Source organism: Streptomyces sp. GbtcB6, assembly GCF_019091475.1.
In the GTDB taxonomy this organism is placed as follows: Bacteria; Actinomycetota; Actinomycetes; order Streptomycetales; family Streptomycetaceae; genus Streptomyces; species Streptomyces hyaluromycini.
On sequence record NZ_JAGXJL010000011.1, the window covers coordinates 115,201 to 128,329 of the forward strand.

A 13,129-nucleotide genomic window follows, 5' to 3' on the forward strand; every position below is an offset into this window, starting at 1 on the left:
GGCCCTGGTGTGCTGACACCACTCACCGCCCCACCCGAGGTTCAGCCACCACCATGCGTATGAACTTGGACGCCGTCTCCGGTGCCGCCGTCCTGGTCACCGTCCTCGCCTTCTCCGCCACCGCCCCCCTCACCGCCTACGCCGCGGTCCCCGCGTTCGCGCTGGCCTTCGGCCGCAACGCCCTCGGTCTGCTCACGCTGGGCCCGGCCTTCCTGCTGGCGCGCCGCCGTGAGGTGCACCGGGTGTTCAGCGGGGAGCGCGACCTGGTCCGCAAGGAGCAGCGGCGGGCGGTCCTGTTCGCCGTTGCCGCGGGGACGGCGCTGGCCGCCCACTTCGCCACCTTCATGACCGGCGCCCAGCTGACCAGCGTGGCGATGGCGACCGGGCTGGTGGCCACCCAGCCGGTGTGGCAGGCCCTCATCGCGACCGCCCGGGGCAGCCGCCTGTCCAGGGCCGCGTGGACGGGGCTGGCGGTGTCGGTGGCCGGTGCCGTGGTCGCGAGCGGCGCCGACATCGGCACCGGCGCGGACGCGGTGACCGGGGACGTCCTCGCCCTCGCCGGCGCCGTCGCGCTGGCCGCCTACACCGCCCTGAGCGAGGAGGCCCGCCCCGACGTCAGCACGCCGATGTACTCGGTGCTGTGCTTCTCGGTGTGCACCGTCGAGATGCTGCTGCTGTGCCTGGTCACCGGCACTCCGCCGGTCACCTTCACCGCGCATGCCTGGTACGCCCTGCTGGGCCTGCTCCTGCTGCCGCAGCTGCTGGGCCTGTTCTCGCTGAACTTCGCCCTCGGCCGGGCACCGGCGACCGCGGTCAGCGTGCTGCTGCTGTTGGAGGCGCCGATGGCGGCGCTGGTCGGCCGGCTCTGGCTGGGGCAGCTGCCCACCGGTGGCGCCTGGCCCGGACTCGTCATGATCATGCTCGGGGTGGCCGTCGTGGTGATCGGGGACGCCCGGCGGGCGCCGGCCGCGGCGGACCTGCCGGGGCACGGCCGGGCCGGTCTCCACACCCTGCTGCAACACCCGATTCTGGCGCCGGCTCCGGCCGGCGACGTCTACGACGGAATCTGGCGCGACGCCCGGCTGGGCAGGCTCACCGACGCGGAGCACACCATCCGGCGGTCGGAGAACCACTCCGTCCGGTTGCACGGCGCCAAGTCGGCCGAGGCGACCCACTGGATCGAGGTACGCGCCCACGTCGCCCACCTCGCCGGCAACGGCCGCCTCGCCGTCCGCCTGTGGCTGAGCGCGGCCCGCTTCCATGCCGAACCGCCCCGGCGGGACACCGCACGGACCCGGCTGTGCCTGGAGCGCGCCTTCACCGAGTGGCGGGACCTGCCCGACCATACCGCGATGCGTGAACTGGCCCCGGCCCTGCGGCAGATGTACGCGCGCCATCCGAACGACCCGCGCGAGCACCGCCGGTGGTCCGGCGGCGTGCGGGAGGTCGACGCCCACCTCGCGGCACAGGGCTCCGCCCCTGCCCGCCGTGAGTAGCCCGCCCGGTGAACAGGGAAGGAGGGGCCGTCGGTCCCCCTCCGGACCGGCGGTCCCTCCCTTTCCAGGGCCCCGCGCCTGAGTGCTGCCGCGATGCGTCGTCGTTCGGGCGCGGCGCCGTCGTGGCTGGTCGCGCAGTTCCCCGCACCCCTTCGGGGCGCCCCCGCGGGGGCACTGCTCAGCGAGGCAGTACCACCACGTACGCGGCCGGGTCGCGGTCGGCGGACGCCATCAGGGCCGTACGGACCACCGCCGCCTGCTGCTCCATCGAGTTCCGGAGCTTCTTCGGGGTGACGTACACGACCGTGATGCCGAGCCGCTCCAAGTGCTCCCGCTTGCGGGCGTATTCGGACCACAGGGCGTCCTCGTCCTGGCGCGGTGCACGGGTGTCCAGCTCGACGGCGACCGCCTGCTCCGGCCAGTAGGCGTCGAGACCGCCCAGGTGGGGGCCGCCCGGCAGCCTCAGGTCCACGTTCCAGACCGGGTCGGGGAGGCCGTACTCGTGGACCATCCGGTAGAGGCGGTCCTCCGCGATGGCCCGGCCCTCGGCGACGAGGGAGTCGACGGCGTCCACCACATGGGGGCGGGCGAGCAGCTTCGCCTGGTTCAGCTCCCGTACCACCGCCGCCGGTTCGCAGTGGCCGCCGCGCACCGCCTCGGTCAGCAGCCGCCGTACCGCCTCCGCGTCGGTGAGGTCCGCGACCGCGTCCGCGAGGGCACGCGGGACCGGGGCGACCGGGAGGCCCGTCACCGTCTCGGGGGCCGGCAGGGCCGGGGTGCGGAGCACGCGGACGTAGGAGGTGGAGCGCAGCCGGCGCATCCGCGGGACCAGGACGTCCACGTGGTCCAGGGCGAGCAGCGGCGGGGTGGCGGAGAAGCCGTGCAGGGTCAGCGCCGCCAGTCCGGTGATCATCGCGTCCGCGTAGACCGGGCGGTGCGGGGTGTCCGGGGTCGGCTGCGCCGGGACGCCCGGGGCCGGTTCGCGGGCCGTGAAGAGGAGGGCCCCGTGCAGGCGTTCCTCGCTGGTCGGCGGGCCGGGGTGGAGCAGTACCACGCCTGGCAGCAGTTGCTGCCAGGGGCCGCCCGGCCGGCACTGCTCGGCGATCTCGGTGGCCGCGACGCCGTGCGAGCGGAGCTGGGCCGTCGTCAGCACCCGGCGGTGGACGTCGGAGAGGTGGCGGAGGGGGCGGGGGGAGAGCGGGGTGTTGTGGGTCATGGCCTCGGGATTCCCGGGGCCGGCCGGGTCTTTAACCAGTGTTACGCGTTCGTCGATAAATACGGACAAGGCGGTACTAAAGGACGGATGTTCGGGTGCCGAGTAGGGGCCGGAAACCCCTGGTCCGGACGGGTGGGGACCAGGGGTTACGGCCATGATTGACTGAATTGCGTAACGGTCACCCGGAGGGTGACCTATGGCCAAAGGTCAGCTCGCGGACGCCCCTGCGGCCCGCGCGTCGCACTCCTGTCCGCGCAGCGTCCGTGCCAGGTCGTCCCGGGCCTCCAGAACCAGCCGGCGCAGCGCCGGGGGTGCGTCGGTGTGGGCCGCCAGCCACGCGTCCGTCGCCTCCAGCGTCTCCGGGCGGTCCTGGTACGACGGATACAGGCCCCGGACCACGTCCATGCCGATCTGGATCGAGCGGTCCTCCCAGATCCGTGCGATCACCTCGAAGTACTTCTCCGCGTACGGCGCCAGCAGCTCCCGTTGCGACGGCTGGGCGAAGCCCGCGATCGTCGCCTCCACCAGCGCGTTGGACAGCGCCTGCGACTCCACGACCTGCGCCCACGCCTGCGCCTTCACGGCCGCCGACGGACGGGCGGCCAGACAGCGCACCTGGTGCCGCTTCCCGGACGCCGTGTCGTCCCGGGCCAGTTCGGCCGCCAGGGCCGACTCGTCGGCCACGCCGTGTGCGGCGAGGGGTTCGAGGAACGCCCAGCGCAGCTCCTGGTCGACGTCCAGGCCGTCGATCGTCGCCGTACCCGCCAGCAGCTCCTGGAGCAGCCCGAAGTCGGAGCCGTCCGCCGCCGTCGACGCGAAGAACCGCGCCCAGGCCAGCTGGTGCTCGCCGCCCGGCGCCGCCTGCCGCAGCTCCCGCAGGGCGCCCTCGGCGAGCAGCCGCCCGGCCGCCTCCCGCCCCTGCGGCGCCACATAGTGCACCAGCGCCGACTCCGCCCACGCCTGGAGCATCTGCAGCACGCCGATGTCCGACTCGCGGCTCGCGAACCGCAGCACCAGGTCGACGAAGTCCCGGGCGGGCAGCAGCGCGTCCCGGGTCAGGTTCCACAGCGCCGACCAGCACAGTGCCCGGGCCAGCGGGTCGGTGAGCGAGCCGAGGTGGCCGCGCAGGGTCGCCAGCGACGTCTCGTCGAAACGGATCTTGCAGTAGGTGAGGTCGTCGTCGTTGACCAGGACCAGATCCGGGGCGTCGGCGCCGGCCAGGTCCGCGACCACCGTGCGCGGGCCGTCGACGTCCGCCTCGGCACGCGCGTACCGGACCAGCTCGCCGCCCTCCAGCCGGTACAGACCGATCGCGACCCGGTGCGGACGCAGCTCCGGGGTGCCCGTCGGCGGAGCCGACTGATGAGCGGGGCCAGCGGCCTCCTGCACCACCGCCAGCTCGGCCACCCTGCCGGCCGCGTCCAGCAGCACCTGCGGGGTCAGCGAGTTCACCCCGGCCGTCTGCAGCCACTTGCCGGCCCAGGCGCTCATGTCCCGGCCGCTGGTCTCCTCCAGGACCGACAGCAGGTCGCCGAGGCGGGTGTTGCCGTACGCGTTGCGCTTGAAGTAGCGGCGGGCACCTTCCAGGAACGCGTCCTGGCCGACGTACGCCACCAGCTGCTTGAGGACCGAGGCGCCCTTGGCGTAGGTGATGCCGTCGAAGTTGAGCTTGGCGTCCTGGAGGTCGCGGATGTCGGCCGTGATCGGGTGCGTGGAGGGCAGCTGGTCGGCGCGGTACGCCCAGGCCTTGCGGCGGTTGGCGAAGGTGGTCCAGGCGCCCTCGAAACGGGTCGCGCCGACGTTCGCGAACGTGCCCATGAAGTCCGCGAAGGACTCCTTCAGCCACAGGTCGTCCCACCACACCATGGTGACCAGGTCGCCGAACCACATGTGCGCCATCTCGTGCAGGATCACGTTGGCGCGCGCCTCGTACGACGCCTGCGTCACCTTGCCCCGGAAGATGTACTCCTCCCGGAAGGTCACCATGCCCGGGTTCTCCATCGCGCCCAGGTTGTACTCGGGCACGAACGCCTGGTCGTACTTCCCGAACGGGTACGGGTAGTCGAAGTGGTCGTGGAAGAAGTCCAGGCCCTGCTTGGTGATCAGGAAGACGTCGTCCGCGTCGAAGTAGGGGGCGAGGCCCTTGCGGCACAGCGCGCCGAGCGGGATGTCGAGCGTCGTGCCGTCGGGGAACGTCCGGGAGTAGGAGTCCGTCACGTAGTGGTACGGCCCCGCCACCACACACGTGATGTACGTCGAGATCGGCTTCGTCTCCGCGAACCGCCACACGCCGTCGGCGAGTTCCCCCGTCCCGTTGCTCCACACCGTCCACTCCTCGGGCGCCCGCACCTCGAAGCGGAACGGTGCCTTGAGGTCCGGCTGCTCGAAGTTCGCGAAGACCCGGCGGGAGTCGGCCGGCTCGTACTGCGTGTAGAGGTAGACCTCGCCGTCCTCGGGGTCGACGAAGCGGTGCAGGCCCTCGCCGGTGCGGGAGTAGGCGCACCGGGCGTCCACCACCAGCTCGTTCTCCGCGGCCAGGTCCTCCAGGGTGATCCGGGTGCCGTCGAAGACCTCGCCGGGGTCGAGGTCCTTGCCGTTCAGGGTCACGGCGGTCACGCTCGGCGCGATCAGGTCGGCGAAGCTCGCCGCCCCCGGCTCGTTGCAGCGGAAGCGGATCGTGGTCACCGAGCGGAAGGTGCGCGGCTCGTCCTGGGCCTCCCCGACGGCGGACCGTACGTCCAGTGACACGTCGTACCCGTCGACCGACAGCAGGGCGGCCCGCTCCCGGGCCTCGTCGCGGGACAGATTCTCACCGGGCACGGGCGGCACTTCCTCATCGTTGTCGGTACGCCGGAACAGCACCGATCCTCCCACGTGCTCCTGACGGCGGGTATCCGGGAATGGGGTGGCCGGGGACGGTGTTGCCGCTGGAAAAGGCCCGTATTCCGAGGAGAACCATGTCCGAGACCGTGACCAGCTCCGGCAAGACCCCCGTCGATTTCTGGTTCGACCCGCTGTGCCCCTGGGCCTGGATGACCTCCCGGTGGGTCCTGGAGGTGGAGAAGGTCCGCGACATCGAGGTCCGCTGGCACATCATGAGCCTCGCGGTCCTCAACGAGCCCAAGCTCGACGAGCTGCCCGAGGAGTACCGCGAGCTGCTGGAGACCAAGGCGTGGAAGCCGATCCGCGTGGTCACCGCGGCCTGGCAGAAGCACGGCGCCGACGTCCTCGGCCCGCTGTACACCGCGCTCGGCACCCGTATCCACAACAACGGCGAGGGCCCGACCGTGGAGGCCATCGCGGGCGCGCTCGCCGACGTCGGCCTGCCGGCCGAGCTGATCGACTACGCCGACCAGGAGGACTTCGAGTTCGACGCCGAGCTGCGCGCCTCCCACAAGGAGGGCATCGACAAGGTCGGCCAGGACGTCGGCACCCCGGTTATCGCGGTCCCCGGCTCCGACGGCGAGCAGATCGCTTTCTTCGGCCCCGTCGTCACCCCCGCCCCCAAGGGCGAGGAGGCGGCCCGCCTGTGGGACGGCACCCTCGCGGTCGCCTCCGTCCCCGGCTTCTACGAGATCAAGCGGTCCCGCACCAAGGGCCCCGACTTCAGCAACCTGTAGGTCACCCCGCCGCGCCCGGCGGCCCCGCCGGGCGCGGGACGAAGATCACCACCATGCCGGCCGGCGTCGGCCGGGGCGCTGCGATCCGGCATGGGCGAGGCTCGTCCCATGGGTGAGATGGGCAGAAAGCGCCCACGGTGCGGGCGGCCTCTCCGCTCGGCAGGAGAGGCCGCCCGTCATCCGGACGTACCTGTCAACGTGATGTGTTCACTCGGCTGCCGGGATTCATTCGCAGTGCTCCGGCCTTCGGGCCGGGTGTGAAGCGAATCTCGTGGTGGCGACGCGGAGCGTCGCGATGTTGTCCCGGTGGAGCCGGGCAGTGCAGGACCCAGGTGACATCCCGCACGCATGTTCCCGGTAGCAATGGATGTTCGGGCTCTCTAGCGTGTTCGGCATGCAGCTCCGGTACGCGTTCAGGCTCTACCCGAATGCCGGTCAGCGCACCGCGCTGGCCAGAGCGTTCGGGTGTGCCCGCGTCGTCTTCAACGACGCGGTCCGCGCCCGTGAGGACGCCCGTAAGGCCGGGCAGCCGTTCCCGACGGCCGGGCAGCTGTCCCGGAAGCTGATCACCGAGGCGAAGCGGTCCAAGGAGCGGTCCTGGCTCGGTGAGGTGTCCGCGGTGGTCCTCCAGCAGTCTCTGCGGGACGCTGAGAGCGCATACCGCAACTTCTTCGCTTCCCTCAAGGGCGCACGCAAGGGGCCGAAGACGGGAGCACCACGGTTCAAGTCCCGCAAGGATGCCCGGCAGTCGATCCGGTTCACCGCCAACGCCCGCTGGAACATCACCGGCAGCGGTCGGCTGAGCCTGCCGAAGATCGGCGCGGTGAAGGTGAAGTGGTCCCGCACCCTGCCCTCCGCCCCCACCTCCGTCACCGTCGTCAAGGACGCCGCCGGCAGGTATTTCGCGTCCTTCGTCATCGACACCGACCCTGCCGCCGACCAGGCCCGCATGGCCCAGACCAACCGCACTGTCGGCATCGACCTCGGCCTGAACCACTTCGCCGTCCTGTCCGACGGCACGAAGATCGACTCCCCGCGCTTTCTACGGCGCGCGGAGAAGAAACTGAAGAAGGCCCACAAGGAGCTGTCCCGCAAGCGTAAGGGATCGAAGAACCGGGCCAAGGCCCGTCTGAAGGTCGCCCGCGCCCACTCCAGAGTTGCCGACGCACGCCGTGAGTTCCACCACCAGCTCTCCACCAGGCTGATCTCCGAGAACCAAGGGATCGCCGTGGAGGACCTGTCGGTGGCGGGACTGGCCCGCACGAGGCTGGCCAAGTCCGTCCATGACGCGGGCTGGGCACAGTTCATCCGCATGCTGGAGTACAGGGCAGAACGTTACGGCCGCACCCTGGTCAAGATCGGCCGGTTCACGCCGACCTCCCAGACCTGCTCCACCTGCGGTGTGGTGGACGGACCCAAACCCCTCAACGTGCGGGAATGGACCTGTAGTGCCTGTGGCACCGTCCACGACCGGGACCACAACGCCGCACTCAATGTGAAGACGGCCGCCGGACTGGCGGTATCGGCCTGCCGAGCGCCGGTAAGACCAGAACCCGTTCTGGCACAGCGCGAAGAAACAGGAAGCCACGGATTCCCGACCGGAAACCGTGCCGCGTAGCGGCACGGCAACCAGCCGAGAAGGCCAGAATCCTCGGGCTTCAGCCCGAGAAGCGTGTCAAGGACGTGTAGTGCGAGGCGTCGCCCTCGATCGAGTAGCTCTCCTTGCCCTCGATGCCGACCGGGACGTCACCGGCGACGGTGACGCGGTTGAGGCGGCGCGGCCGGCCGTCGTAGTTGTCGATGGCGTAGTGCTGGGTGATGCGGTTGTCGAACAGGACCAGCTGGTTCGGGGACCAGCGGTGGCGCAGGATGTTCTCGGGGCGGGTGACGTACGCCTGGAGCAGGTCGAGGATCTTGCGCGACTCGTCCTTCGACAGGCCGGCGATCCGCTGCGCGAACCCCCCGATGAACAGCCCGCGTTCACCGGTCAGCGGGTGCACCCGGACGACCGGGTGGACCGTGCGGAACTTGATCGACGTGAACTGGGCGCGCTGGGCGGCCTTCTCCTCGTCGATCTCCTCGTCCGGAACTGCGTAGTCGTAGTCGTTGGTGTGCTCCGCCCACAGCGTGTCGGCCAGCGCGCGCAGCGGCTCGGGCAGGTCGCGGTAGGCGGCGGCCGAACTGGCGATCAGGGTCTCGCCGCCGTACGGCGGGATCGTGATGGAGCGCAGGGTGCTGGCCTGGGGCGGGTTCAGGACGAACGTCACGTCGGTGTGCCAGTGGTTGGCCCGGCCGCGCTCGCTGTCGACGGGCAGCACGTTCGGGGCGCCGTCGACGGCGGGCACCGTCGGGTGGGCGGTGGTGAGGTCGCCGAAGTGCCGGGCGAAGGCCTCCTGGCCCTCGTCGTCGAGGTTCACGTCGTCGAAGACCAGGGCCTTGTGGACGTTCAGGGCCTCGCGGATCGCGGCGACCTGCTCCGCGTCCAGCGGCTTGGAGATGTCCACGCCCAGGACCTGGGCGCCGATGTTCGCGGTGACCTTGCGGATCTCGATGGACATGCGGGGGCGTCCTTTCAGAGGGTGGCGAGTGCGGGAGTGACGTACTGGTTGGCGGGGCGCGGGAGGCCGTAGCGCTCCCGCAGGGTCCGGCGCGGGCCGTAGGCGGTGCGCAGCAGGCCGCGGGCGCGCAGGATCGGGACGACGTGGTCGACGAAGGCCTCCAGGCCGGAGGGCAGTACGGGCGGCATGATGTTGAAGCCGTCGGCGGCGCCCTGGGTGAACCAGGTCTCGATCGCGTCGGCGACCTGCTCCGGGGTCCCGGCGAAGGTCAGATGCCCGCGGCCGCCGCCGAGCCGCCCGATCAGCTGCCGTACGGTGAGCCGCTCACGGCGGGCGAGCCCGACGATCAGCGTGTAGCGGCTCTTGGCGCCCTCGACGGCGTCCTCGGGCGGCAGCTCGGCGGGCAGCCGGGCGTCCAGCTCCAGGGTTCCGGCGGGGAGATGAAGGAGCCGTTCCAGATTGGCCACGCCGTGCCGGTGCACGATGTGGTCCTCCAGGAGCTGCTCGTGCGCCCGCGCCTCGGCCTCGGTCGAGCCGATGACGGGGACGATGCCGGGCAGCACCTTGATGTGGTCGGGGTCGCGGCCGGCCGCGACCGTCCGGGCCTTGAGGTCGGCGTAGAACTCCCGCGCCTCCTCGATGGTCTGCTGCGCGGTGAACACCGCCTCCGCGTACCTGGCCGCGAACGCCTTGCCGTCCTCGCTGGAGCCCGCCTGCACGAGCAGCGGGTAACCCTGCGGGGAGCGGGGCACGTTGAGGGCGCCCTCGACACCGAAGTACGTGCCCCGGTGCCGGGGCGGATGGATCTTCGCGTCGTCGCCCCAGACACCGGCCGCCTTGTCGGCGACGATCGCGTCGTCCTCCCAGCTGTCCCAGAGCTTCAGGGCCACGTCGAGGAACTCGGCGGCACGCGCGTACCGTTCGGCGTGCGCGGGCTCCTCGTCGATGCCGAAGTTGCGGGCCGCCTCCGCCCCCGCCGTGGTGACGATGTTCCAGCCGGCCCGGCCGCCGCTGATGATGTCCAGCGAGGCGAACCTGCGGGCCAGGTTGTAGGGGGAGTTGTAGGAGGTGGAGGCGGTGGCGATCAGGCCGATGTGCTCGGTGGCCGTGGCCAGCGCGGTGAGCAGGGTGAGCGGTTCCAGGGCCCCGGCGGGGCGTTGCGCGACGCTGCCCCACAGGTGCGGCCCGTCGGCGAGGAAGAGCGAGTCGAAGGTACCGCGCTCGGCGGTCCGGGCCAGCCGCACGTAGTGCGCGAGGTCGACGTGCGCGTAGGGGTCGCTCTCCGGGAGACGCCAGGAGGCTTCGTGGTGGCCGGTGGTCATGAGGAAGGCGTTGAGGTGGAGTGCGCGGGTCATGCGAGGTCCTTTGTCTTGTCAGCGCCGACGACTTTCAGCCCGTCCGGCGATTGAGGACGAGGCCGTTCAGGCCGAAGCGGGGGTCCGGGGGCGGCAGCCCCCGGGACGGCCACCGCAACCGAGGGTCACGCGACGTCCTCCGTGACACCCAGCGCCGCCAGCAGCCGGCTTCGATACCCGCTGCGCGGGTGCTCGTGGTCGATGGTCAGGTCGAGGCCGATCCGGCCGTGCTCCAGGACGAGCACCCGGTCGGCGAGGACGATCGCCTCGTCGACGTCGTGGGTGACGAGCAGGACGGACGGGCGGTGCCGTTTCCACAGCTCGCGCAGCAGGTGGTGCATCCTGATCCGGGTGAGCGCGTCCAGCGCGCCGAACGGCTCGTCGGCGAGGAGCAGTTCGGGCTCGCGGACCAGGGACCGGGCGAGCGCGGCACGCTGTGCCTCGCCGCCGGACAGCTCGCCAGGCCAGGCCCGTTCGCGGCCCGCGAGGCCGACCTCGGTCAGCGCCGAACGGCCCTTCTCGTGGGCGTCCTTGCCGTCAAGGCCCAGCACCACGTTGTCCAGCACCCGGCGCCAGGGCAGCAGCCGGGAGTCCTGGAAGACCACCGACACCCGTTCCGGGGCGGTGAGCTGCCCGCTGCCGGTGACCCCGTGGTCGAGTCCGGCGACGGCCCGCAGCAGGGTGCTCTTGCCGGAGCCGCTGTGCCCGAGCAGGGCGGTGAACTGCCCGGCCGGCACGTCGAGATCGATGCCTTCGAGGACCGTACGATCCCCGAACGACCGGGTAAGGCCCCGGAGTTGGACGGCCGGGCGGGTCAGCTGCTCAGTGTGCGGCGCCACGACAGCACCCTCCGTTCGATGAGACGGACCACGGTGTCGGAGACGAGGCCGAAGACGCCGTAGATCAGCAGACCGACGAGGATGATGTCGCTGCGCCCGTAGTTCTGGGCCTGGAACATCATGTAGCCGAGGCCGCTGGTGGCGTTGATCTGCTCCAGGACGACCAGGCCGAGCCAGGAGCCGGTGACGCCGAGCCGGAGCCCCACGAAGAATCCGGGCAGCGCGCCGGGGATCACGATCTGCCGGATGAACCGGACCCTCGACAGGTCCAGCACCTCGGCGAGTTCGACGTAGCGGCTGTCGATGGCGGACAGCGCGGCATGCGTGTTCAGGTAGATCGGGATGTAGACGACGATCGCGATGATGGCGATCTTGAAGGTCTCGCCGATGCCCAGCCAGAGGATGAACAGCGGGATCAGGCCGAGGGTGGGGATCGCCCGGTTGATCTGCACGGTCCCGTCGATCAGCGCCTCGCCGGTGCGGCTGAGCCCGGCGGCCAGGGCCAGCAGCACCCCTGCGGTCAGGCCGATCGCGAAGCCGTACCCGGCCCGCTCCACGGAGGTCAGGATGTCGGTGCGCAGCGTCCCGGCCGTCCACAGGTGGACGGCGGTGTCCAGGACGGTCCAGGGCGCCGGGATCGCGCCGGGGTCGAGCTGCCCGGCGGCGGAGGCGATCGCCCAGGCGGCGAGGACGACGAGCGGGCCGGCCAGCCGGGCGGCGGGCAGCCGGCGGCCGGGGGAGAGCCGGCGGCGCGGCCGGACCCGGTGCGCCTCCTCCGCGACGGGAACCGGCACCGTGCCGGTGGTCACGGCGGTCATTTCCGGTACTCCGCCGGTACGGCCGCGGCGGCTATGCCCTCGAAGCGGTGGTCGAAGAGCCCGGAGACGTCGGTCTTCTTCACGAACCCGCCCTCCGCCAGCAGGTCCGCGGTCTCCTGCTCCCACTTGACCGCCTCGTCCCAACTCGGCGGGAACAGCGGCTTGTTGGCGAGCTTGGTGATGCCCTGGGCCTGGGCGAGGGTCAGGTTCTGGGTCTTGACGTAGAACTCCTCGTTCCAGGTGTCCGGGTTCTCCCACTGCCAGACCAGGCCCTTGGCCCACTGCGGGATGTACGCGGCGACCGCGGCCGCCTTGGCCTTGTCGTTCAGCACCGCCTGCGGCGCCCACAGCAGGTTGAGCAGGTCGACGACGTCGGTGGCGATGGTGTGCGCGCCCTTCGAGCCGTACTGCTGGATGTACGCCGGCGCCTGGGTGTTGGCGAGCGGGGCCACGTCCACCTGGCCGGACTGCAGGGCGGTGAAGAACTGGTTGCTGGTCAGCGGGACCAGTTTCACGTCGCCGTAGGCGAGCCCGGCCTCCTTGAGCGCCCGCAGCAGCACGACACCCTGGGCCTGCCCCTGCGAGAAGGCGAGCTTTTTGCCCTTGAAATCGGCGACCGTGCGGATGTCGCTGCCGGGCTTTGTGGCGAACAGATAGTTCGGCTTACGGGTGATGTTGATCGCCACGATCTTCGCGGCGAACCCCTGGTACTGCGCCTGGATGGGCGGGATACCCGCATTGTTCGCAAGGTCCAGGGACTTGGCGCGGAACGCGTTGATGACATCGGGACCGGCCCCGATGTTCACCCAGCTGGACACCGTGAACGGCAGTGCCGGCAGCTTCGCCAGCTTGAACTGCAACTGCTGGGTGTTCAGATAGGAGGCGATCTTCAGGCTGGTGCCCGCCGGGACCTTGTCGGCCAGCGGAGCGGTCGAGGCGCCCGCGGTGTCGGCGGCGGCACTGCCGCCCGCGCAGCCGCTCAGCCCGGCCACGGCCGCCGAGGCGCCGAGCAGCGAGGTGAGGAAGAGCCGGCGGTCGATGCCGGGAGAGGACGCAGAAGGCATGGGAGTGCTCCGGGGAGAAAAGCAGCAGAAAGGCAGGGCGAATTCCCGGCGACAGAAGGCCGGAAAGAGAGATCTCACGCAGAGGGAAATGCGCGCCCGGGGCGCGTCAAGACGTCAGCAACAGAGGGTGCGACAGGTCATGACCAGGATGTTCCTTGCCGTG

General features: G+C 71.1%; 10 protein-coding genes. 3 read left to right on the forward strand and 7 right to left on the reverse strand.

Annotated elements, in window-relative coordinates; all coding sequences use genetic code 11:
- Positions 1 to 59: 59 nt before the first annotated feature.
- Positions 60 to 1,496 carry a DMT family transporter gene (locus tag KVT45_RS20325; RefSeq protein WP_217549421.1) on the forward strand — a complete coding sequence of 479 codons (1,437 nt, stop codon included), beginning with the start codon at positions 60 to 62 and terminating at the stop codon, positions 1,494 to 1,496.
- Between the two features lie 178 nt (positions 1,497 to 1,674).
- Here the strand turns inward: KVT45_RS20325 and KVT45_RS20330 are convergent, their stop codons facing one another.
- Positions 1,675 to 2,712: a hypothetical protein gene (locus KVT45_RS20330; protein ID WP_217549423.1), complete on the reverse strand. Its 1,038-nt coding sequence runs from the start codon at positions 2,710 to 2,712 to the stop codon at positions 1,675 to 1,677.
- A 207-nt stretch (positions 2,713 to 2,919) separates the two neighbouring features.
- Complete coding sequence (pepN, locus tag KVT45_RS20335) at positions 2,920 to 5,532, reverse strand: aminopeptidase N (RefSeq protein WP_217549425.1); 2,613 nt, start codon at positions 5,530 to 5,532, stop codon at positions 2,920 to 2,922.
- Between the two features lie 137 nt (positions 5,533 to 5,669).
- Here pepN and KVT45_RS20340 point away from each other — a divergent pair, with 137 nt between their 5' ends.
- Together KVT45_RS20340 and KVT45_RS20345 are read left to right on the forward strand one after the other, a co-directional pair.
- A complete protein-coding gene (locus KVT45_RS20340; protein ID WP_217549427.1) occupies positions 5,670 to 6,332 on the forward strand; it encodes a DsbA family protein in 663 nt (220 codons plus the stop codon).
- 394 nt (positions 6,333 to 6,726) lie between these two features.
- Positions 6,727 to 7,950: an RNA-guided endonuclease TnpB family protein gene (locus tag KVT45_RS20345; protein WP_217549429.1), complete on the forward strand. Its 1,224-nt coding sequence runs from the start codon at positions 6,727 to 6,729 to the stop codon at positions 7,948 to 7,950.
- Positions 7,951 to 7,990: 40 nt separating this feature from the next.
- Here KVT45_RS20345 and KVT45_RS20350 read toward each other — a convergent pair whose 3' ends face one another.
- The 5 genes from KVT45_RS20350 to KVT45_RS20370 form a co-directional block, all read right to left on the reverse strand.
- A complete protein-coding gene (locus tag KVT45_RS20350) occupies positions 7,991 to 8,890 on the reverse strand; it encodes a TauD/TfdA family dioxygenase (RefSeq protein WP_217549430.1) in 900 nt (299 codons plus the stop codon).
- A 14-nt stretch (positions 8,891 to 8,904) separates the two neighbouring features.
- Complete coding sequence (locus tag KVT45_RS20355; protein ID WP_217549432.1) at positions 8,905 to 10,245, reverse strand: LLM class flavin-dependent oxidoreductase; 1,341 nt, start codon at positions 10,243 to 10,245, stop codon at positions 8,905 to 8,907.
- Positions 10,246 to 10,370: 125 nt separating this feature from the next.
- Positions 10,371 to 11,084, reverse strand: coding sequence for an ABC transporter ATP-binding protein (locus tag KVT45_RS20360; RefSeq protein WP_217549434.1), 714 nt, complete (start codon positions 11,082 to 11,084; stop codon positions 10,371 to 10,373).
- Positions 11,060 to 11,902: an ABC transporter permease gene (locus KVT45_RS20365; RefSeq protein ID WP_217549436.1), complete on the reverse strand. Its 843-nt coding sequence runs from the start codon at positions 11,900 to 11,902 to the stop codon at positions 11,060 to 11,062. The genes KVT45_RS20360 and KVT45_RS20365 overlap by 25 nt, the downstream gene beginning before the upstream one ends.
- Positions 11,899 to 12,966: an ABC transporter substrate-binding protein gene (locus tag KVT45_RS20370; protein ID WP_217549438.1), complete on the reverse strand. Its 1,068-nt coding sequence runs from the start codon at positions 12,964 to 12,966 to the stop codon at positions 11,899 to 11,901. Before KVT45_RS20370 ends, KVT45_RS20365 begins: the two co-directional genes overlap by 4 nt.
- Between the last annotated feature and the right edge of the window lie 163 nt (positions 12,967 to 13,129).